11 protein-coding genes are annotated in these 22,133 nt (G+C 70.4%); 6 read left to right on the top strand and 5 right to left on the bottom strand.

Annotation, left to right across the window (positions count from 1 at the left end; all coding sequences use genetic code 11):
• Window positions 1-244 precede the first annotated feature (244 nt).
• Complete coding sequence (locus J8M50_RS44690) at window positions 245-1,111, top strand: helix-turn-helix domain-containing protein (protein WP_010352225.1); 867 nt, start codon at window positions 245-247, stop codon at window positions 1,109-1,111.
• Between the two features lie 110 nt (window positions 1,112-1,221).
• On the opposite strand, the gene J8M50_RS44695 is transcribed toward J8M50_RS44690, so the two are convergent.
• From J8M50_RS44695 to J8M50_RS44705, 3 genes are all read right to left on the bottom strand, one after another.
• Window positions 1,222-1,797 carry a nuclear transport factor 2 family protein gene (locus tag J8M50_RS44695; protein ID WP_010352226.1) on the bottom strand — a complete coding sequence of 192 codons (576 nt, stop codon included), beginning with the start codon at window positions 1,795-1,797 and terminating at the stop codon, window positions 1,222-1,224.
• Window positions 1,797-2,210: a nuclear transport factor 2 family protein gene (locus J8M50_RS44700; protein WP_010352227.1), complete on the bottom strand. Its 414-nt coding sequence runs from the start codon at window positions 2,208-2,210 to the stop codon at window positions 1,797-1,799. The genes J8M50_RS44695 and J8M50_RS44700 overlap by 1 nt, the downstream gene beginning before the upstream one ends.
• A gap of 368 nt (window positions 2,211-2,578) precedes the next feature.
• The gene (locus J8M50_RS44705) at window positions 2,579-7,522 is read right to left on the bottom strand and encodes a LamG-like jellyroll fold domain-containing protein (protein ID WP_010352228.1); all 4,944 of its coding nucleotides are present in this window, start codon (window positions 7,520-7,522) and stop codon (window positions 2,579-2,581) included.
• A gap of 208 nt (window positions 7,523-7,730) precedes the next feature.
• Here J8M50_RS44705 and J8M50_RS49535 point away from each other — a divergent pair, with 208 nt between their 5' ends.
• The 4 genes from J8M50_RS49535 (at window position 7,731) to J8M50_RS44725 (ending at window position 18,430) form a co-directional block, all read left to right on the top strand.
• A complete protein-coding gene (locus J8M50_RS49535; protein ID WP_075660782.1) occupies window positions 7,731-14,309 on the top strand; it encodes an RHS repeat-associated core domain-containing protein in 6,579 nt (2,192 codons plus the stop codon).
• A 110-nt stretch (window positions 14,310-14,419) separates the two neighbouring features.
• Window positions 14,420-15,019: a hypothetical protein gene (locus J8M50_RS44715; RefSeq protein WP_010352230.1), complete on the top strand. Its 600-nt coding sequence runs from the start codon at window positions 14,420-14,422 to the stop codon at window positions 15,017-15,019.
• Window positions 15,020-15,079: 60 nt separating this feature from the next.
• Window positions 15,080-15,754 (top strand): hypothetical protein, encoded by a 675-nt coding sequence (locus tag J8M50_RS44720; RefSeq protein ID WP_010352231.1) that lies wholly within the window; start codon window positions 15,080-15,082, stop codon window positions 15,752-15,754.
• Between the two features lie 120 nt (window positions 15,755-15,874).
• The gene (locus tag J8M50_RS44725) at window positions 15,875-18,430 is read left to right on the top strand and encodes a serine/threonine-protein kinase (RefSeq protein WP_010352232.1); all 2,556 of its coding nucleotides are present in this window, start codon (window positions 15,875-15,877) and stop codon (window positions 18,428-18,430) included.
• A gap of 46 nt (window positions 18,431-18,476) precedes the next feature.
• Here J8M50_RS44725 and J8M50_RS44730 read toward each other — a convergent pair whose 3' ends face one another.
• The gene (locus J8M50_RS44730) at window positions 18,477-18,998 is read right to left on the bottom strand and encodes a hypothetical protein (protein ID WP_010352233.1); all 522 of its coding nucleotides are present in this window, start codon (window positions 18,996-18,998) and stop codon (window positions 18,477-18,479) included.
• A gap of 282 nt (window positions 18,999-19,280) precedes the next feature.
• On the opposite strand from J8M50_RS44730, the gene J8M50_RS44735 reads away from it, so the two are divergent.
• The gene (locus J8M50_RS44735; protein ID WP_010352235.1) at window positions 19,281-21,767 is read left to right on the top strand and encodes an AfsR/SARP family transcriptional regulator; all 2,487 of its coding nucleotides are present in this window, start codon (window positions 19,281-19,283) and stop codon (window positions 21,765-21,767) included.
• A 21-nt stretch (window positions 21,768-21,788) separates the two neighbouring features.
• On the opposite strand, the gene J8M50_RS44740 is transcribed toward J8M50_RS44735, so the two are convergent.
• Window positions 21,789-21,926: a hypothetical protein gene (locus J8M50_RS44740; RefSeq protein ID WP_158002781.1), complete on the bottom strand. Its 138-nt coding sequence runs from the start codon at window positions 21,924-21,926 to the stop codon at window positions 21,789-21,791.
• Window positions 21,927-22,133 lie beyond the last annotated feature (207 nt).

The raw sequence follows: 22,133 nt of genomic DNA on the forward strand, positions 1-22,133 counted from the left end.
CGCGAAATTCACAACCCTTCACCGGATCGAGGCACGGGTGCGGTATTTCCCCAATCGGCGGTGATCTGACCGACGATACGGGTTTCATTGAAAACCACCGAAAAAGCGCTAAACGGGCCTCAAGGGTAGAAGGTACATTTCGGACCTAGCCATCGCCTCCGGCGTGGCAGCCTTGCACTCGTCGAATAATCGATTTAGGCTGCGGGATTTCGTGTACTTAGCGTGAGTCCCGAAAGGAGCCAAGATGCGTGGGGCGAACTCCGCGCCGACTCTCCGCGTCGTCGAGGTCGTGGAGTTGCTGGCCCGTAGCGGCGACGATCCACTTCGCTACACCGACATCTCGCGGGAACTGGGCCTGAGCCAGGCCACGACACACGCCATCCTGAAGACGCTCTGCGACCGGGGGTGGGCGAGCCGCGACCCGGTCAGCAAGACCTTCGCGCTCGGTCCGGGGCTTGCGTTCATCGCCGAAGTCGTGACCATGCGTCCGTTCGCGCGTGTCGCGCACGCCGCCGCGATCGATCTGGCGGCCGAATTCGGGTATGCCGCGTCGGTGAGCGAGAAGGTCGGCGACGCGCTGGTGGTCACGGCATTCGAAGGAGGGGAAAACCCCTGGCCGGGTGACAGCATTCCGTATGCACCGCCATTCGGTGCCGGATTCGCGGCGTGGGACACCGATGAAGGGCGACGTGCCTGGATCCAGCGGGCCGCTTCTGCCGGTACCGAAACCGCCGCGCGCCTGGAAGAAGCCCTTGACCATACGCGCGAGCGCGGATTCGACGTGGATTACACCTCACCTGCCTTGGCTGATGCGGCAGGCTTGGTCGACACGCTCGCCAGCGGCGCGATCGCACTTCCGGCCGGCATTCGGGGGACGCTCGACCGTCTGCGCGCGGAATTCAGCGCCGTCGGATTTCCTCATAACGACTCCGGCCGCGAACCGGTCGCAGCTGTCGCCGCACCCGTGTTCGACCGCCAGGGGCGGGTGGCCTGTCTGCTCTCGGTACACCCCCTCGTCGATCTGCCCGGCCGAAAGATCGACGCCATCGGCCAACGCCTCCTCGGACTCACCACGGCGATCGGCGCCTCCATCGGAACCCCTCGCGCATGACGTCCGCATCGGACACTTGAGAGCCTGCCGTTCGAAACCGGACCGGCGGGGCACAGGCATCGTCCGCGGAAGCGATCCCCACGCCCGAGCGCCGCCGATCAGGCCGGCTTTCACATGCCGTGCAGCCTCTGCGCGGTGAGCGGATCCATGTACACCCGGGTGAGCTTGGTGCTGCTGATGCGCCAGCGCCCGTCGACGAGGGTGTACTCCTCGTGGTAATGCCCGAATCCGATGACCCTGACCACGCCCAGCCAGATCAGCAGATCCTGCAACGCCCACACACCTGTCGCGGTCGTCGGCGAGGTGACGGTGATTTCGGGCATGTGTCCGTGGTGGACGGTCTGGGCGCTGCCGATGGTCAGCTTGAGGAATCCGATGAAGGCGTCCGCGCCGGTCATTTTGGGCCCGAAGGAGCCGGTCGTGTCGACCGCGACATCATCGGTCAGCTGCTGCCTGAGTAGCGCCCAGTTCTTGGTGTCGATCGACTGGAAGTAGCGCGCCTTGAGCTGTTTGATCGCCCGGACGGCCACCACGGACACGGCGGGATCCACCGCATCGGGGGTCGACACGCGAGCGGGCTCCGCAATCGCCGGCGCGGCGTGCGCCAGTCCAAGGGCCGCCGTCGCCGCCCCGGTTCCGATCAGGAAGCGCCGTCGGGTGGCGTCGCGGTCGCGTCCCGGCGCCATCACGACTCGTCCATGAGCAGGCGAGTCGACTTGATGGACGTGATCAACCACCGACCTCCGCGAAGGGAGTAGGTGTCGTGGTCGTGTCCGAAAGCCAGGGCACGCTTGCCGTCCGGCTGCACCGTGAGCACCTCCATCGCCCAAGTGGCTTTGACGCTCCTTGGAGAGGCGAGGGTGATCGCCGGCATGTGCCCGTGGTGCACGGTGACGGTCTTGTCGTAGTTGCGCTTGAACAGGGCCAAGCAGTTCGACGCGCCGATGACGCGGTCGCCGCCCAGCGCGGTCGTGTCGACAACGACATCGCTTGCGAGGACGGACCTGAGGTCGTCCCAGTCCTTGGTGTCGAGGATTCTGCAGTACCGCGCCTTGAGGAACTCGATCGCGTCGATCGACTGCAACGTGCTCGTATCCATCTGTTGCTCACTTGCCTTTCGTCGCCTCTGGTGGGGGCCCAGGGCGTCGTCGCGGCAGGCGGGAGGGCCGCCGCTGTCAAGAAGTGGGGGGGAGTGTGCATCTAATATTCGATACTGCTAATCGAATATTCGTCACGAACGCTAGCCTCGGGGTCTCCTTCGTGTCAAGATCGGCAGACGGGCCGCTGCCCGGGTCGGGTCAGGCCCCGGCGCCTTGAGATCTTCCGTCCGGCCAGGCCGAGTTCGGCCATGAGTTGGCGACGGTGTTCACCGACACCCGCCGGCGCATCTCCCGCGCCGTGGGCGGGCGGAGCCCATGAAAAAAGGGTGGCCCGCGCAAAGGCGGGCCACCCTCAACTGTCGGTGTGTCAGGGGATGTTCTGGTACAGCGCGGTGATCTGGTTGGCGGTCAGGGCGTACGCGTACGCCTGTACGTCACTGACGGAGCCGTTGAGCCAGGCCGTCTGGGTGCCGCCGGACAGGCCCCGGCCGAGGACGAGGTTTCCGGTCGCCGCCCAGGGGGTGACCCCGGTCGTGGTCGCCGCGAGGGTGCCGTTGACGTACAACTGGGCCGTTTTTGTCGCGGCGTTGTAGACGCCGGTCAGGTGGGTCCAGGTACCCGCCGCGGCGTTCGCCGCGTACGTGTACGTCGTCGTCGGGCTCGCGGAGTCCGCGCTGGTGAACGCCAGCGCCCAGCCGGGGTTTCCGGTGTGGGAGTGGTTGTACTGGAGGGCGAACGGCGAGGTCTGGGTGCCCTCTTCGGCCAGGACGGTCTGGTCGGCCGTACCGGCGGAGCCGAGCTTCACCCACGCGGAGAGCGTGAAACTGCCGGTGTCCGCGACGACTTGGGGGTTCGCGCTGACCGCGTACCCGGTGCTGCCGTCAAGGCCCAGCACCGTGCCCCGAGTTGAATCGGTGGCCCAGCTCGCGCCGCCCGTCAGGGTGAGCGGGTTGTTGCCGAGGTTCGGGTTCGCGCCCGCCGCGTTGAGGGTGTTGAGCGTGTCGGTCGCGGCGGTGTCGGTCGCGACCGGCATTCCGTCGCCGTCGTCCAGGCCCCAGGTGTCGACGGGGGACAGCAGCGCCGTGGTGAGCGCCCCGAAGGCCGGGTTGGACAGGTTGACGTGGTCGCCGCTGTCGGCGGTCGCCGCGAGTTTCTCCTCCCCGGTCGTCGCGTCCGTCACGGCCACGGCCGCGTCGAAGTCCGCGAAGTAGACGGCGGGCGTGGCCCAGGGGTTGCCCAGGTTCATGCCGCCGAGGAACGCGTTGACGTCCGTGCGGTTGTCGTCGGTGGTGCTCGTGCACGGGTCGTTCGGGGTGGCGCCGTCCCCGGCGAAGCCCTCGCAGGGGGTCAGCGAGGTGAGGACGACGTTCACGCCCCAGCCCTGGAGCTGCTGCACCAGCTCCGTGTAGCCGTCGGCGTCCAGGTCGTCACTGGTGGACCCGGCCAGCAGGTCTTCGAGCCCGGCGTCCACGACGACCGTGGACAGTCCGGGCTGGTCGAGGATGTCCCGGTCGAGCCGGGAGAGCACCGAGGGGCCGCCGACCGAATTGCCGCTGTACGTCTCGGGGTTGTCGGTCATGAGCTGGTTGGCCTCGATGCCCTCGGCGAGCACGCCGTAGGGACTGGCCGTCGTGGGTTCGGCGGCGGTCAGGCCGTCGGCCACCCGGTACCCGTTGGAGTTGGGCAGCGTCGTGTTCGGCTGGAACGGGTCCACCAGATGGTCCCCGAGGACCGCCTCGGTGGGTACGTTCGCCGACTGCACGTCCAGACCGGTCACCAGGTCGGTGAAGTTGCCGTACGCGGCGGCGGTGGTCGTGAACGGCGTGGCGCTGGTGCCGGTGGTCAGGTCGCCGCTGCCGTTCGCGGTGATGTACTCGTAGGAGCCGCCCGCGTACGTGTGCTGCACCAAGTACGGGACGGCGTTGCTGAGTTGGTAGGAGACCAGCAGGTACTGGTTCGCGGTGACGGTGAACGGCAGCGGGTCGCTGTAGACCATGCCGCCGACCGGGACGGTCACCGCCTGGGCGCCGCCGAACTTCAGCGTCGTCGGCGTCCCCGACGGGACCGAGCCGATCGCGTTCGGCGTGGAACTGACGGCGATCGTCGCGTGCCCGATGGACAGCTTGCTCGTGCCGAGCGCGTTGTCGAGCTTGACGCGGACCGTGGACCCGGAGACCGACGGCTTCAGCGCCACCCGGATCGTCTGGTTCGCGTACGTGCCGCCGCCCGGCAGCCCGAAGCTGCCCTCGGTCGCGCCGGACCAGGCACCGGTCCAGGACTGGCCCGAGGGCGCGGCGGCGTAGGTGCCGTTCGCCTCGGCAGTACCGGCGGTCGTGTTGCGGGTGCCCAGCGCGAACACGTGCAGCGTCGGCTCGCTCGGCCCGGCCGCGCCGGTCAGGTCGGGCAGGGTCACCGAGGCGATCGTCCGCGCCGGGTCGACCGGCACCGAGAACGCGTACAGCTGCCGGTTCGCGGTGCTCTGGGTGGAGCCGTTGGCGTGCGGGAAGACCGCCGCCGCGATCGAGCTGTCCGTGTTGGACCAGTCGGGCACGGTCAGCATGTACGTCGCGCTGGTGCCGTCCGTGTAGGTGATCTGGCCGCTCGCCGGGCAGAACCCGTCGGCGTCGTCGCCGGTGAAGCAGTACGCGGCGCTGACCCGGGTCCCGGCCGGTACGTACGGCGAGGTGGTGTCACCCGCGATGGCGCCGGGCGAGCTGAGGTTGGTGTACGTCGAGGCGGTCAGGAAGACCAGGGCGCTGCCCTGCGCGGAGTAGTTCACGGTCTGGTTGGCCGCGAGGAGGTTGTCCTTCTGCCCCGAGCCGAAGGCGGGCAGCGTCATGGTGGCGCCGTCGACGGTCACCTTCCCGCCGCTCGTCCAGCCCGCGTCGGCCCAGTCGGTCGCCGAGAAACTGTGCCCGTTGCCGTCGAAGTTGGCCGCGGTCATGTTGCTGTCGGCGCTGACGCCCACATTGTTGAAGCAGGCCGCGAGGCTCGCGCAGGTCGTGTTCGGGTGCCCGGCGGCCAGGAACGGGTAGGCGGACGTGCCCGACACGTCACCGGCGCCGTCCACGGCGTACACGTACAGGGTGTGCGGACCCGGGGACGGCGGGACGACCGTCACCGTCGCCTTGTTGCCGCTCGCGGTCACCGTCTCGTTCGCGGGTGCGCCGCTCGTCGGCGGCGGTACGTCGAGGTGGTAGACGAACTTCGTCGCGGTGGTGCCGGAGCCGGTGATGTCGAACTTCCCCGAGGTGCCCGCAGCCGCGCCGACGGCCGCGTCGGTGACGTCCGTGTTCGGGTAGAGGTTGCTCTCCGAGGCGAGCGTCGGCTCGTCCGGTGCGGTCGGCTCGGCGGTGAAGTGGCAGGTGGGGGACTGGCTGTACGTCGTCGACGCCATCCCGTCGGTGACCGTGACGTCCCAGTCGACGGTCTTCCCGGCCGCCAGCGACGACACGAACGACGCCGGGAGCGAGGCCGTCGCGTACGTGTTGCTCGCCAGGTTGTCGCCGCTCTTGACCGTCGCCTTCGTGGTCGTGCCGTCCACCCAGTACTGGAACGTCGCCTGGAGCTTGTCCCCGTTCGGGTCCTTCACCTTGGCGCGCAGCACCGGCGGCGTCGACGCGATCGTCTTGCCCATGTACGGGTACGGCGACGAGGTGTCGCAGGCCGCGTCGGCGGCGCCGGACACGGCGGCCATGGTCGCGGCGGTGGGGGCGCTCGGCGGGTTGTCGTAGAAGATCTGGAGCGTCGGGTTGTGCGAGAACCGCTTGAACCCCAGGTCGTTGCGGCCGGCCTCCATCGAGTCCTCGCTCAGCGTGGCGGTGAAGCTCGTCGAGTGCCCGCTCGCAGCCTTCTTGATCGGCGTCAGGACATTGAAGCCGTTGGTCGAACTGCCGTTGTTCGGGCACAGCGAGGGGTTGTACGCCGGACCGAAGCTCGCCGACGTCGAGTAGCTGTTGTACTTCGGCCGGTTGCTCCAGTCGGTGCCCGAGCCGATGCCCCGGGACCAGTGCAGGTTGACGGTCGCCGTCGTCGCGCAGGACGCCGAGTAGATGTCCGTCGCGTCGACCTCGGCGCTGTTGATCGTCGCGCCGAAGATCGTCTTGGACAGGCTCCACTGGTAGATGGCGTGCTCGTCACCCGTGTTGCAGGAACCCTCGGGCCAGCCGTTGTAGCCGACGCCGAGATAGCCGTTGTCGGCCAGCGAACCCGTCTTGTTGTAGAAGGACGTGCCGGGGCAGCCCTGCTTCACCTCGTCGAACGCCGGGTTCGCGTAGTCGACCGGGTGCCAGTTCACCGAGGGGTCGACGTACACCGGGAACACGGTCCCGGCGCGGGTGAGCATCGCCTTGTCCGGTACGAGGGTCAGCGTGCCGTGGCCGAGGCGCGTGCCGACGCCGGCGACGCGGGCGGCCAGGCCCGGGTGCGCGGCGTCGGAGGCGTCGGCCGCGACCTTCGCCTTGGTGTGCAGGGCGAGGTTGGAGTCCCACTGGAGCGGGGTGGGGGAGTCGGCCACCGCTGTGCCGTGCGTGTCCGTGACGGTGAGTCCGCCGTTCGCCGCGGTGGCCAGGTGTCCTCCGTTCACCTGAGCGCCCAGGCGCAGGGCGGCCAGCGCGGGGTTGCGTGCGGCGGTGGCGTCGTGGACGACGAGGGTCTCGCTGGGGCCGCCGGACGCGGTGGCGGTGACCTGGAGGTCTACGCCGGGGAGTACGGCGGGGTAGGTGGCGGTGTCGCCTGCGATGCGCGGGGCGGGGAGGGGGGTTGGCCAGGTCAGAGTGAGGGCGGTGATGCCGGATCGGGTGACCGCGAGAGGGGCCGTGCCGCCGCCGGAGAAGGAGACCGTGCCGTACGCCGTGGCCTTCGGGGACCAGGTGCCGTCGGGGCGGTGCGTGAGCGTCAGGTCCACCGGGACCCAGCGGCCGGAGTGCCGGGTTCGCACCGGCAACGGGTTGGAGACCGTACGGAAGCCGCCGCCGGGCTCCGCCTCCACCTGGAGGGTGGGGCTGGTGAGGGACGGGACGGTGACCGGTTTTCCGGTGCTGTGCGCCTGCGCTGCGGCGGCCTGCATGGCGGTGCCGTCGGCCGAGGTGGGGCCGTAGCCGTCCGGGAGGACCGGTGAACCGGCGCTGTCCGCAGGGGACTTGGTGACGGGGGCGCTCTTGCCGGTGACCTGGAGGCCCGCGGCCGGGCGCGGGGTCGCCGCCGCTGCGGGGGTGGTGGCGAGGCCGGCCGCGCCGACCGCCAGGATCGCGGCGACCGCCAGGGCCGCGCTGGGTCTGTGGATTCGCGCACGTGTACGAGGTGGGTGCATCGGATTCCCGTCTGCGGAAGGTCTTTCGGAGACTGGCGTGAGTGGTCGTTCGGAACTCCGCAAAGATCAGCCGGGCAGGTGAGAGACGTATGTGGTCATGTCAAGAATCAGGGAAGAGGTTCCTGTTGACCGATGCGCGGCAAATCGACGGACACGTACGGTCCGTTGCGTCGTGAAGATCGACAGTGCCGTGTGAAGGAGCAAGTCCTTGCCCAGGACGACAGGTTCGCAGGGCGGCCCGAGACCCGACGGCCGCCTGAGACGAGGGCTGACCGCCCTGACCGCGGTGATCTCCGTGATCGTCGGCGTCACCGGCGCCGCGCAGCCGTCCCACAGCCGTACGCAGCCGGGCTACGCCCAGGTGAAGCCGGTTCCGGTGACGGCCGTGCGGTCGCACTACGGTCCCGTACGGCATCTCGCGAACTCGCCGTCGCCGAAGGTGACTTGGCCCAGCGGGGCGGCGGGGTTCAGTGCGGCGGGCTCGACGGCGGGGCGTACGGCGGCGGCGTCCGGAACCCGGCTCAGGGCGGGCAGCCTGCCGATCTGGCTCACGCCCTCGTCCGGCAAGGCCGCGTCCGGCAAGGCCGCTTCCTCAGGCAACTCCTCTGTTTCCGGCGCACCTTCTTCCTTCACGCACACCACCGCACGCGTCCTCCCGCAGCGCGCCGCCCAGTCCGCCGGAGTCGACGGTGTCCTCCTCCAGCTGACCGGCCTCCCCAAGGCCAAGTCTCAACTCGCCCTGGACTACCGCGACTTCACCGCCGCGTTCGGCGCCGACTGGGGCTCGCGCCTCCGCCTCGTCCAGCTCCCCGCCTGCGCCCTGACGACGCCGAGCCGCGCGGCCTGCCGTACCCAGACCCCGGTGGCCTCCACCAACGACACCAAGGCGCAGACGATTTCGGCGCCGCTCGCCCTCGCACAGAGCACCTCCACGCAGAGCGCCCCCGCACACAGCGCCCTCGCGCAGACCACCTCCGCGCAGAGCACCTCTGCGCAAAGCACCTCCGCCCAGAGCGACGTAGTCATGGCCGCCACCGCCGCCCCCACCGGAGGCGGCGGCGACTTCACCGCCACCTCCCTCAAGTCCTCCAGCACCTGGCAGGCCGGCGGCAGTACCGACGCGTTCACCTGGTCGTACCCGATCACCGGCCCCGCCGTACCCGGAGGCCTCGCCCCCAACCTCGCGCTGGGCTACGACTCGCAGAGCGTGGACGGCCTCACCTCGTCCACGAACAACCAGGCGTCGGTCGTCGGCGACGGCTTCTCCCTGCCGAGCAACTACATCGAGCGCTCGTACGCCTCCTGCCACGACAACCCGGCGGGAACCACCAGGACTTGGGACAACTGCTGGTCCTCCGACAACCAGCTCACCCTTTCCCTCAACGGCACGGCCACGACCCTCGTCAAGGACGACACCACCGGCGCCTACCGCGCCCAGGGCGACTCCGACGAGCGCGTCGAGCGGCTGACCGGCGCCTCCAACGGCGCCCAGAGCGGCGAGTACTTCCGGGTCACCACCGCGAACGGCACCCAGTACACCTTCGGCCTGAACCAGCTCCCCGGCTGGGCCTCGGGCGACGCGGCCACGAACTCGGTGCTGACGCAGCCCGTCTACGCCACCGCCTCCGGCCAGCCCTGCTACAACGCGACCTGGGCCAGCTCCTGGTGCCAGCAGGGCTACCGCTGGATGCTGGACTACGTCAAGGACACCCACGGCGACGTGATGTCCTACTTCTACACACCGACGACCGCGCACTACGCGCGCAACCTCGGCAAGACCGCCGACACCCCGTACATCCGCGACGCGGCCCTCGCGAGGATCCAGTACGGCCAGCGCGACGGCTCGGTGTACTCCACCAGCCCCGCCGCGCAGGTCACTTTCACCTACAACGGCCGCTGCGACACCTCCGCGACGGGCTGCGCGACCTCCACGCTGACCAGCTCGACCGCGTCGAAGTGGCCCGACGTGCCGTTCGACCTCGACTGCGCGAGCGGCGCGGCCTGCTCCTCCAACTCGCCCACGTTCTGGAGCGAGAACGAGCTGACGGGCGTCCAGACGCAGGCGCTGGTCGGCACCACCGAGACGAACGTCGACGCGTGGGCGTTCACGTACTCCTTCCCCGCCACCGGGGACGCGACCACGCCCTCCCTGTGGCTCAACTCGGTGACCCGCACCGGCCAGGACACCTCCGGCGGCGGTTCCACGGCGTCGCTCGCCATGCCCCAAGTCACCTTCTCCGGCACCCCGTTGTCGAACCGGGTGGACCTGACCGACGGCTACCCGCCCATCACCCGCTACCGCCTCAACACCATCACCACCGAGTCCGGCGGCATCATCAGCGTCGGCTACTCGGCCCCGGCCTGCGGCGGCGGCACCCCGAGCGACGCGAGCCACAACACCAGCCTGTGCTACCCGGGTTACTGGACGCCCACCGGCCAGACCGCGCCGATGCTGGACTGGTTCAACAAGTACGTCGTCACCACGGTCACCCAGCAGGACCCGACCGGCGGCGGCGTCAACGACACGATCGTCACCCGCTACACGCCCGTAGGCACCCCCGCCTGGCATCACGACGACAACCCGCTCACCCCCGCCGCCCAGCGCACCTGGGACCAGTGGCGCGGCTACGGCGGTATGAAGGCCATCACCGGCACCGCGCCCGACCCGGTGACCGAGACCGACTACACGTACTTCCGCGGCATGGACGGCGACACGCTCTCCAGCGGCACCCGCGCGGCGTCCGTCACCGACTCCCGCGGTGACCCGGCGGTCACGGACTCACCCCAGTACGCGGGCCTGACGTACGAGGCGATCCTCTACAACGGCCTGAACAGCGGAAAGGTCGTCAACGACACGATCACCGCGCCCTGGAGCAGCGCCGTCACCGCCACCCACGCCCTGTCCGGCGGGCTGCCCGCGCAGAAGGCGTACCTCACCGGCCAGGACTCGGTGCAGGTCTACACACCCCTCGCCTCCGGCTCCACCCGCGAGACCGAGACCGACTACACCCACGACGCCCACGGCCGCGTCACCAAGGCCGACGACAAGGGCGACGTCTCCACCACGAGCGACGACCTGTGCACCACGGCGACCTACGCGGACAACACGTCCGCCTGGATCTACGACCTCGTCGACGAGACCAAGACGGTCTCCGTGAAGTGCGCGACCACCCCGACCCTCCCGGGCGACGCGGTCAGCGACAAGCGGGTCTTCTACGACGGCTCCAGCACGCTGGGCGCCGCCCCCACCGCCGGTGACCCGACGTCGACCCAGCAGGTCACGTCGTACACCGGCGCCACCCCGGTCTACTCGACCATGTCGGCCCTCACCACGGACGTCTACGGCCGCCCCCTCACCAGCACCGACGCCGACCAGCGCACCACCACGACCGCCTACACCCCGACCACCGGCGCCGCCCCCACGGCCATCGTCTCCACCGACCCGCTGGGCCAGACCCTCAGCCAGACGTACGACGCCTCGCGCGGCCTGATGCTGACGCAGACCACGGCCGCCGGGTACGTCACCAAGGCGCAGTACGACGCGCTGGGCCGCCGCACCGCCGTGTTCCGGCCCGGCATCACCGCCGCGACGACGAAGTACACGTACGTGCTCGCCGCCGGGAAGCCGAGCACCGTCACCACGCAGACCCTCAACGACGACGGCACGTACCGCAGCAGCGAACTCCTGATGGACGCGCTCCTGCGCCCCCGCGAGACGCAGATCGCGACCGTCGACGGCGGCCGGGACGTCACCGACACCGTCTACGACACGAACGGCTGGGTCGCCAAGACCACCGCCCCCTACTACGCGAGCGGCGCCCCCTCGGCGACCCTCGTGCAGGCCCAGGACGGCGACATCCCCTCGGAGACCGGCTTCACCTACGACGGCGCCGGCCGCAAGACCGTCGCCACCGCGTACGCCCTCGGCACCGCCACCTGGAACACCACCACCGTCTTCGGCGGGAACTTCACGACGACGATCCCGCCGAAGGGCGGCGTCGCCGAGTCCACGCTCACCGACGCCCGGGGCCGCAAGACCGACCTGTACCAGTACCACGCGGGCGCCGCCGCCGACCCCGTCCACGACAGCGCCTCCGACTACTCCGACACCCACTACACCTACTTCCCGGACGGCCACCAGTCCGGCCAGACCGACCCGGCCGGCAACTCCTGGTCCTGGACCTACAACCTGCTCGGCGACCAGGTCACGGCCACCGACCCCGACGCGGGCGGCTCCTCGGCGAGCTACGACAACGCCGGCCAGCTCCTGACGACCACCGACGCGCGCGGCGACCAGGCGACGTACACGTACGACAAGGACGGCCGCCGCACCGGCGTCTACGACACGACCGGCAACGCCACCGCGTCCGCCGCGAACCAGACCGCGTCCTGGACGTACGACACGCTGAAGAAGGGGTACCCCACCTCTTCCACGTCGTACCAGCTCGGTACGGGGAGCCCCTCGGTCACCAACGCCGTGCTCGGCTACACCAGCCTGGGCAAGGTCGCCGCCTCGAAGACCACGCTGGCCAACCTGCCGAGCAACCTCGCGGCGCTCGCACCCAGCGCCGGGTACACCGAGTCGTACACGTACAAGACCACCGGCACGCCGGCCACCAGCCAGTCCCCGGCGGGCGGCGGGCTCCCTGCGGAGACCGTGAGCTACGGGTACGACCAGTTCGGGCAGCCGACCAGCCTGGCCGGCACAGGGACGACCGCCTGGACGTACGTCTCCGCCATCGGCTACGACGAGTACGGCGAGCCCCTCCAGTACTCCATGGGCCCGACGACCAGCTGGGTCGACCTCACCCTCAAGTACGACGCGCAGACCGGGCAGCCCACCGACGCCAAGACCACCGACTCCAGCAGCTCCACGGTCGTCGACGACACCGCGTACACCTGGGGCAACGCGGACGTCTCCAAGGGCGCCGGGCTCCTCACCTCCACCACCGGCAGCCAGTCCGGCACCCAGTGCTACGGCTACGACTGGGCCGCCCGCCTCACCGCGGCCTGGACCGCCACCGACAACTGCGCGGCGAGCGCCGGCAGTTCGACCGTCGGGGGCCCCGACCCCTACTGGCAGAGCTGGACCTACACCGCCGACGGCCAGCGCGACACCCAGACCGACCACGGCACCACCGACACCACCACGACCTACCACTACCCGGCGCCCGGTTCCGCGACCGACCAGCCGCACACCCTCGGCAGCACCACCGCCACCGGCCCCGACGCCACCGCGAACACGGCGACCTACCACTACGACGCCTCCGGCAACACCACCACCGTCCAGGGCGGTGCCCTCGGCGACCAGACCCTCGTCTGGAACCACCAGAACCGCCTGGACACGGACACGACGTCCGGCGGCACGACGAGTTACCTCTACGGCCTCGACGGCGGCCTCGTCCTGCGCACCGATCCGACGCAGGCGACGCTCTACCTCGGCGACGAGGAGTTGGTGGAGAACCTCTCCACCAAGGCCGTCACCGGCACTCGCTACTACTCCATCGCCGGTACGACCGTCGCCGCGCGCTCCAGCAGCGGGAACATCCAGTACCTGATTCCGAACCGCCAGGGCACGGACTACCTGTCGGTCGACTACCAGACTCAGGCGGTGACCCGCCGCGAGTACCTCCCCTTCGGCGGCACGCGCGGTACGGCTCCCACGACCTGGACCGGCGGCAAGGGCTACGTCGGCGGCACCACCGACGCCGCCACCAGCCTCGTCAACCTGGGGCTGCGCGAGTACGACTCCCAGACCGGGCGTTTCATCAGCCGTGACCCGCAGTTGGAGACCACGGATCCCTCGCAGCTCACGGGCTACGACTACGCCGCGAACAACCCGGTCACCGGCAGCGACCCCACCGGGCAGAGCTGGTTCAGTTCGATCTCCAACGCGGTCTCCAGTTTCGCGGACACCGCGCAGCAGGTCATCGACCGGACGAACGGTCCCATGGCCGCGCTGGGTGTCGGGGAACTGCTGATCGGCGCCGCGTCGGACGGGCTGGGCGGGGCGCTCATGGCGACCGGCATCGGGGCGCTCGGTCCCGGGGAGGCGCTGATCGCGGCGGGGTCCATGCTGGCCGTGTCCGGGAGCGCGACGGTGGCGTCGGCGGTCGCCGCGCCGAACATCGCGTACGCCGTGCAGAACGGGGACGGCGGGGGAGGGGGTGAGGACGGGGGCGGGTCCGACGGCTCGTCCTCGGAGGATTCGAGCCGGGACGCGGACGCGCAGAAGCTGGCCGACGAGCACGGCGAGAAGGAAGGGCGCGACGCGCCGCTGTCCCTGGACAACGCCTACCGCTCCCTGGACGGTGCCCCCGAGGGCACCCGGGCCCGGCGGATGCCCGACGAACACCAGCTGAGTGCCCCTGAGGGCGAGCAAGTGGAGAACCCGGACATCGAATATCTCGACCAGCAGGGCAACATCGTCGGCTACGGCGAGATCAAGACGATCATGAAGAACAACTTCACAACCTTCAACCGCGCGCTCAAAGAGGCTGTCAAGCAGTTGCGCTGGCGCCAGGACAATTTCGGCTCGGACGTCAATCAGGTGTTCATCCAGGTTCCGGACATGGTCGATGCCTCGGAAGTCAGAGGGTGGGTCCGCAGTTACCGGAATCTGCGCATCAAGAACAACGGCAGCCTCGACAGCGTCCGAGGGTTCCGGCTCCGGGTCTACAGCGAGAGCGGCGAGAGCCGGGGCACCTTCGACGACCTCGGCGACTACGCCGACCTGGGGCATGTCGAGGGGCACACCTACTATTCGCCGAACGGGTACTCCTACTGACCGCCCGATGCCGCCCCGCCCCCGACCGAAAGGCACGTTCCTTGCCGCTCTACCGAGTGCGCGAATCTCTTCCCGACGCGACGAGCGCGCTGGCACGGGCGCGAGGGATCATGCGCGATCTGGCCTCCTGGAAGAGCATCCCCTGGCCCCAACTGGAGCCGGTGGCCACGGCCGAGCAGTACGCGCATGCGCTCCGATCCTTCGGGACCGGCCGCATCATCGGGGACCGGGAACCCGAAGCCGGGCCGCTTCTCGACGAACTGCGACGCCGTGACGCCATCACGTTCGACGAGGAACAGCCGTACTCCTGGCTGTTCCTGGCGGACCTGCGGCTCGGCCCCGACCTCGCCGACCTCTGGCCCCTGCCCGAGAGCATGACCCTCAGCCTGAACCGGACCCCGCCCTTCGGTGGTCCCGGCAGCGAGCCGGAGGACGACTGCACCGAGGAGGAGCTCGACCGGATGGTCGCCGTGCTCGGGCCGCTCATGCTGACCGCTTCCTGGAACTGCGGCTGGCGCGGACTGTCCGAGTTCAAGGGGTGCGGGGTGAAACTCTGCCTGAACAGTGTCTGGTCGGATGGGGCTGCCGAGCCGTCACCGGGAGAGTTCGGCGTCTGGATCTCCCTCGGTGGCCCGCTCGCCCGCAGGCCCGAAGGCGAAGCCTGGCTCCGGGACTCGGGACTCACGCTGGGCGAACCCCAGCACGGGTGATCCGGCGAGGGGCCGGCCCTTCGTACTGGCCTTCGTACCGTCCTTCGAAAGGAACTCCACTTGGCCTCCACACTCTGGCCCGTACTCGCCCCCTTTCCCGATGCCGGGAGCGCGTTGGCGCGGGCGCGGGCGATCATGCGCGACCTCGCCGACGGGTTCGGCCTCTGGTGGCCCGAACTGGAACCGATCAGTACGGCGGAGCAGTACGCGTACGCTCTCCGTACCTTCGACACCGCCCGCATGGTCGCGGACCGCGATCCCGTGGCCGTCTTTCCCTTCCTGGACGAACTGGTGCGGCGCGATGCCGTCACGTTCGCGGCGGATCAGCCGAGGTCATGGCTCGTGGCGGACCTGCGTCTCACTCCGGAGCTCGGTGACCTCTGGCCGCTGCCCGAAGGCGTGACGGTCTTCCTCGGCACGACCTTGCCCTTCGGTACGCCGGAGACCGAGTCCCATCATGACTGCACGGAAGAGGAACTGGACCGGATGGTCGAGGTGCTCGGGCCGTTGAGTCTGGTCGCGGACTGGGGCTGCGACTGGCGGGGTCTGTCCGACACGAAGAACTGCGGGCTGCGGCTCTGTCTGAACAGCGTCCAGATGGATCAGCACAGCCTGCCGTCCCCCGGCGAGTTCGGTGTCTGGGTCGAACTCGGCAACCGGGTCGCCTGGAAGCCGGAAGGCGAAGCCTGGCGCCGGGACTCGGGACTTGTGCTGGGGGAGCCGCGAGCGGGGTGATCCGTCCTGAGGGTGGTGCGGGGGAGCGCGAGGATGTGGGGTCCGCGCCGTACCGAGTGGGGCGATAAATCGTCATACTGGAACTCGCCGGAAAGGCAACGACGGGGGCGGCGGAGCGAGATGGCGGAGTCGAGGCTGATCCAGGGCCGGTACCGGCTGCTGGAGCTCATCGGGCGGGGCGGGATGGGCGAGGTGTGGCGGGCGATGGACGAGTCGCTCGGGCGACAGGTCGCCGTGAAGTGTCTGAAACCGCCCGGGCCGCAGCATGATGCGGGGTTCATGCGGATTCTGCGGGAGCGGTTCCGTCGGGAGGCTCGGGTCGCTGCCGGGTTGCAGCATCGGGGGGTCACCGTCGTCCATGACTTCGGGGAGTCGGACGGGGTGCTCTACCTGGTGATGGAGTTCCTCGACGGGCTCAACCTGTGCCAGATCCTTACGGCAACGGGTCATCGTCCGCTGCCCGTTCCGGACGTCGTCGACATCGCCGACCAACTCGCCGCCGCGCTCTCCTACACGCACCGCCAGGGCATCGTCCACCGTGACCTGAAACCCGCGAACGTGGTCCGCCTCGCCGACGGCACCGCCAAGATCTGCGACTTCGGCATCGCGCGGCTCGGCCACGACATCGCCGTCACCTCCCGCCTGACCGGCGTCGGCGTCGCCATGGGCACGCCGCACTACATGTCGCCGGAACAGATCGGCGGCAGCGAGGTCGACCTCCGCAGCGACCTGTACTCGCTGGGCTGCGTCCTGTACGAACTCGCCACCGGCGCCCCGCCGTTCGCCATGGACGACCCCTGGGCCGTCCTGATCGCCCACCGCGACACCCCACCCCGCCGCCCCAGCGCCCACCGCCCCGAACTCCCCGACCACCTGGACCGCATCATCCTCGACCTCCTGGCGAAGGAACCGGCGGGCCGCCCGGGAGACGCGAGCGAGATAGTCCGCCGGATCGCTTTCGGGAGGGCGCCGGGGTATGTGCCTACGGTGGTGACGGCGCAACCGGGGTTTGTTGGTGGGGGTGTTGGGGTGCGGTGGGGTGAGAGGGAGGGCGAACCGGGTCGGGGCGGGCGGCGTGGCGATGGGGGAGAGGCGGAGGAGCTCTGGCCCGGCCCGTGCACGGAAGCTGATGGGGTGGAGCCGTACGGGGAAGGCGGGGAGGCGTCCCGGCCCGACCCGCGCAGCCAAGTCGGCGATTTGCTCCAACCCGAGGCGTGGTGCCGCGCTGGTGAGCCGTCCCGCCCTGCTGAGTTGCCCCGCGCCGGTGACTTGGCTCGTTCCAACGAGCCGCCCCACTCCAGCGAGCCGCCCCGCGCCGAGAATGCCGCCCGCCCTGCTGTGAGCCCTCACCAACCCTCGCCCCCGGTAACGGCGTTCGGCACCACCCCACCCCCCACCGACCCCCGCCTCCCCCTCTGGACCCGAGGCATGACCCACGGTCCCAAAGCCACCGGACCCCGCACCCCTCCACCCCCGCAACCAGCCCTGTCCGGCAACTGGACCCCCCGCCCCGCCCTGGGCGTCGTACCGAACCCGAGCCCCCGACAACCCCCGTCCCCCGAGAAGTTGACGGCCCTCGCGCGGCGGCACAACGCGGGGCTCGGGCTGGGTGGGCTGGGGCGTTGGGTGGAGGCCGGGGAAGTGCATCGGGCCGTTGCTGCCGAGCGGGCGCAGGTGTTGGGGGCGGATCATCCTGACACCCTCGCTAGTCGGTATGAGGGCGCGTTCGCTCTCAGTCGTACCGGGCGCGCGCAGGACGCGTTGCGGGAGTATCAGCAGGTCGCGGCGGCCCGTGCGAGGTGCCTCGGTGACGATCATTCCGACACTCTCGCCGCGCGCCAGGAAACGGCGTACGTGCTGGGGCAGTTGGGCCGGCATCTGGAGGCGCACCAGATGTACACGACCGTCCTCGCCGCCCGCACGCGCGCGATGGGCGCCGATCACCCCGACACCCTGCGCTGCCGCCACAACCTCGCCTTCAACCTGGGCAAGTTGGGCCGGCTGACGGAGTCGTACCGGATGGCCCGAGAGGTCGCGGCGGACAGGGCACGGGTGTTGGGCGAGGAACACCCGGACACGCTGGTCACCCGGTACGAAGTGGCGTACACGCTCGGCCAGTTGGCGCGCTGGCCCGAAGCGCTGGCCGCGTACCGGGAGGTCGCCGAGGCCCGCGCACGGGTCCTCGGACCCGATCACCCCGACACCCTCGCCGCCCGCCACGAGACCGGCATCGGCCTCGGCAGGCTCGGCCGCAGCGCGGAAGCCCTCGCCCTGTACCGGGAGTTGACGCAGGACCGGACCCGCGTCCACGGCCCCGCCCACCCCGAGACCCTCCGCGCCCGCCACGGCCTCGGCGTCAACCTGGGCCGCCTCGGCCGCTGGGAGGAGGCGCTGGCCGAGTCCCGCGACGTACACGCGATCCGCGCCCGCGTCCTGGGCGAGGATCACGAGGACACCTTGGTCAGCCGTCGCGAGGTCGCCGTCGCGCTGGGCTGGCTGGGCCGCTGGCAGGACGCGCTCACCCACTACCGCGAGATCGCCACGACCCGCGAACACCTCCTGGGCCCCGACCACCCCGACACCCTCACCGCGCGCGAGGACGAGACACAGTGCCGGCGTCGGCTGGGAGGCGACAGGGCACCAGAACCCAGGGTGCTGCGGCAGCGCGGCGCCTAGTACAGACACGCCGAGTCCCCCCGGGGGGACTCGGCGAATCAGCGGACTACCAGGTGAACGCGCTCGACTGCGCGCTCGTAGCCGTGCAGTACGACGTGAACGTCCCACCCGCGTTGGTCACCACGAACTTGAGCGACCAGTTGGAGGCGCTCGGCGTGCCCGAGAGGACCGTCGAGTCGGTGACGTCGCCCGTGGCCAGGGCGCCCGAGGACAGCGGGAGGGGGCCGAAGGACAGCGGCGCGCCCGTGGTCGCCGCCGGGTGCACGGCGCCGGAGAACTGCACCTCACCCCCGGACGCCTTCTTCAGCTTCAGCGTCGTCGTCACGGAGTTCGCCGCGTACGGGAACTGCGCGACGATGGCCGCCGAGTCGAGCTTCACGGTCTTGACGCCACCGGAGTCGGCCGCGGTGAGGGTGATGGCGCCGCTGCCCGCCGCGTCACAGTCGTACGAGGCGGTCGCGGACGCCGGGGCGACGGCGACGGCAGAGCCGGCCAGCGCCAGCGACGCCGCGAGGGCGGTGACGGCGGTCGCGGTCAGGGTGAATCGGCGCGTCGACAAGCGGTTCATGTGGGGTGCTCCTTCTTGGCAGGTGCCGTATTCCTGAGAACTGGGCTGTGTGCGAGAGCCGGGCCCGGCGTCACGGACCGAGTACAACCCACGCTTCTTTTCCGGCGATTGGCGATCACTTGGCACCGGACCGTCGGTGACGGAGCGTCGCGGAGGGTGAGGAGAGCGGAACGGCCCTGTCAAGATGCGTATCCGCCTTGTCAAGATCAAGCCATCTCCACAGAATGGCCATGCTGTGTCTTCGCGGGGGGCGGGACATTCACAGTCCTGGAAGGAGGCGGCATGACGGTCTGTCTGTCGTTTCAGGTGCTGGGCCCGCTCAAGGTGAGAGCGGACGGCCGGCCACTGCTGCTGCGCAGCGCACGACAGCGCACGGTGCTCGCCGTGCTCCTGCTCACCCCCGGCCGCGCGGTCTCCGTGGACGCGCTCGCCGACGCCGTCTGGCACGGCCGGCCCCCCGTCACCGCCCGCAACCAGATCGCCATCTGCGTCTCCGCGCTGCGCAAGACGTTCCGCGACGAGGCGGGCGTCGACGGCCTGATCGAGACCCAGCTCCCCGGCTACGTCCTGCACCGCGAGGGCCACTACGTGGACGTGGCCGCCCTGTACGAGTCGGCGGCAGCCGCCCGCGCCGCCGCCGAGGCCGGGAACACCGACGAGGCCGCCGCCCGCTTCGAGGACGCCCTCGCGCTATGGGCGGGGCCGGTGCTCGACGGCATGGACGACAGCGTGCTGAGCGGCGTCGTCGACCGGATCACCGAACTGCGCAGCAACCTGACGGAGGAGTACGCCGCCGTCCAGCTACGGCGTGGCCGCTACCGGTCGGTGGTGGAGTCCCTCGGTCCGCTCGTCGCCGAACACCCGCTGCGGGAGGACGCCCGCGCCGTCCTCATGCGCGCCTACCATCTCTCCGGCCGCCGCTCCGAGGCCCTCGACTGCTACCGGGAGGGCCGCCGCATCCTGGTCGCGGAACTCGGCGTCGAACCGGGCGCGGAACTGCGGGAGTTGCACCGTACGGTCCTGGAGGGCGACGCCCGCGTACAGCCGCGCGCCGCCGCCGTGCCCGAGCAACGGCGCCCCGACGCCGCGCGCCCGCACGAGGAGTCCGGCCCACGGGGTACGGCGGCCGGGGCCCCGTTAGGGCACGCCCGCTCTCACCGGGAGACCGACCTCCGCCCCGAATCCGCCCGCGAGCACGAGGAACCCTCCCTCTGGTACGGGCTCAGCAACCTCGAACCCAGCCGTCCCCGGGGGGAGTTCGACGCACCCGCCGTCGCTCACCGCCAACTCGCCCTGCCCCCCGAGGAGTCGGCCGCGCCCTCCGCCGGTGAGAGCGACGCGGTCCGGCTCGGATACCGGGCGCTGCCCGCCCAAGCCGCCCGTCTCCTGCGGCAGTTGAGCATGCTGGACGTGCCCGACGTCCCGGAGTGGATCGGCTGCCCCGTCCTCGGCGTCACCCCGGACGCCTCCGAGGCACTGCTGAGCCGGCTCGTCGCCGCCGGGCTCCTGGAGGTCCGCCCGGCCAGGGGCGGCACGGCCCGCTTCCGCCTCCCGGACGCGACGCGCCGCTTCGCCCGGGGCCGCTGCCTCGCCGAGGACACCCCGCAGGACCGCGAACAGACCCTGGACCGCGTCCTGACCGCCGTCCTCGCCCTCGTCCACGCGGCCCAGGAACAGCTCTACGGCAAGAGCGCCGGCCCCGCCCCCGCCGCACCGGTGCTCGGCGAGACGGCCGGTGAACTCGTCGCCGACCCCATGGAGTGGTTCGAGAGCGAACGTGAGACGCTCGGCGGCCTCGTCGCCCAGGCCGTACGGGAAGGCCGCACCGAGCGCGCCTGGCACCTCGTCGCGGGCGCGGTCCCCTTCTACGAGACCCGCAACTACCTGGACGACTGGCGCCGCACCGCCGAACTCGCCCTCGACGGCGCCCGCCGCACCGGTGACACCCGGGGCGCGGGCACCATGCTCCGCTCCCTGGGCACCCTCGCCATCTACCAGCGCCGCCACCAGGAGGCCCGCGACCTCCTGCGCACCGCCCTCGACCACCTGGAGGACACCGACGACAGCCAGGGCCGGGCCATCGTGCGCCGCAACCTCGCGGTGTGCGCCCGCTTCCTCGGCGACCTCGCCGAGGCGGCCCGCTACTGCGAGGAGTCCCTCGTCCTGTTCCGGCGCGCCGAGGACAACTCCGGGCTCTCCCACGCGCTGGGCCTGCTCGCCCAGATCGAGATCGAGCAGGGGGACCCCGAGCGCGGGGTGAGCCTCAGCAACCAGGCCATCGAGGTCAGTTACGAGGCCGGGTCGCTGCGCAGCCGTACCCAGAACCTCTACCGGCTCGCCGAAGGGCTGCTCGGTGCGGGGCGCTGCGCGCAGGCCGAGCGGATCTGTCACGACGTGGTCGGCCTCGCGCGCGGTCAGGGCGACCGGCTCGGCGAGGCGCACGGGCTGTGCGCGCTCGGCGAGGCGCAGTGGCGCCAGGACGAACCCTGGAAGGCCCGCGCCGGGCTGCTGCGCGCGCTGCGCCTCGCCGAAGAGGTCGGCGACCGGTTCCTCCAGGCCAGGATCGTCGTCCACCTCGCCTGCGCCGAAGCCGTACGCGGTGGCTCCGGCGCGGGGGAGCCCCTGGACTGGGCTCAGAAGGAGTTCCGTACCCTCGGGGCGCCCGCGTGGGAGCGGCGGGCGGGGCGGCTGCGCGAGGTCCTCGGTGCACATGACGCGTCCCGTCCTGTCGAGGGGTCGATCCTGGCCGGGGTGCTCACCGACCGCTGACCCGGTCGGTCTGCCGGTCCGTCAGGTCCAGGGCAGGTCGTTCTCGGACACGCTGACGCTGGTCCACGGCAGGTCGCCCGTCGGGTCCGCCGTGAGGCCCACGACGAGCAGCAGCGGAATGAAGATGAGGGCACCCGCGAGTGTTCGGTGCTTACGCATATCTGATTCTCCCCGTTGAGTATTTCTGTTGTGGTGCTCGTGAAACATCCTAGAGGTACGCGCTTTTGACGCGATTTCGCCATCGTTTCGGCTGCTCGAAATCCACTCGATAACGAGCGAAAAGCGGTGGCTCATAGAGTGCGGAGCGCTCAGCAAGTCGTTTCGCGGGGGAGGCTGAACTTTGCTGAACTCCGCTGGGGTGCTCAC

This window comes from Streptomyces acidiscabies (assembly GCF_020010905.1).
Classification (GTDB): domain Bacteria; phylum Actinomycetota; class Actinomycetes; order Streptomycetales; family Streptomycetaceae; genus Streptomyces; species Streptomyces acidiscabies.

Bases quoted from the DNA above. Each gene is read 5' to 3' on its own strand.
- J8M50_RS44690 (WP_010352225.1), top strand. From the start codon at position 245: ATGCGTGGGGCGAACTCCGCGCCGACTCTCCGCGTCGTCGAGGTCGTG.
- J8M50_RS44695 (WP_010352226.1), bottom strand. From the start codon at position 1,797: ATGGCGCCGGGACGCGACCGCGACGCCACCCGACGGCGCTTCCTGATC.
- J8M50_RS44700 (WP_010352227.1), bottom strand. From the start codon at position 2,210: ATGGATACGAGCACGTTGCAGTCGATCGACGCGATCGAGTTCCTCAAG.
- J8M50_RS44705 (WP_010352228.1), bottom strand. From the start codon at position 7,522: ATGCACCCACCTCGTACACGTGCGCGAATCCACAGACCCAGCGCGGCC.
- J8M50_RS44715 (WP_010352230.1), top strand. From the start codon at position 14,420: ATGCGCGATCTGGCCTCCTGGAAGAGCATCCCCTGGCCCCAACTGGAG.
- J8M50_RS44725 (WP_010352232.1), top strand. From the start codon at position 15,875: ATGGCGGAGTCGAGGCTGATCCAGGGCCGGTACCGGCTGCTGGAGCTC.
- J8M50_RS44730 (WP_010352233.1), bottom strand. From the start codon at position 18,998: ATGAACCGCTTGTCGACGCGCCGATTCACCCTGACCGCGACCGCCGTC.
- J8M50_RS44735 (WP_010352235.1), top strand. From the start codon at position 19,281: ATGACGGTCTGTCTGTCGTTTCAGGTGCTGGGCCCGCTCAAGGTGAGA.
- J8M50_RS44740 (WP_158002781.1), bottom strand. From the start codon at position 21,926: ATGCGTAAGCACCGAACACTCGCGGGTGCCCTCATCTTCATTCCGCTG.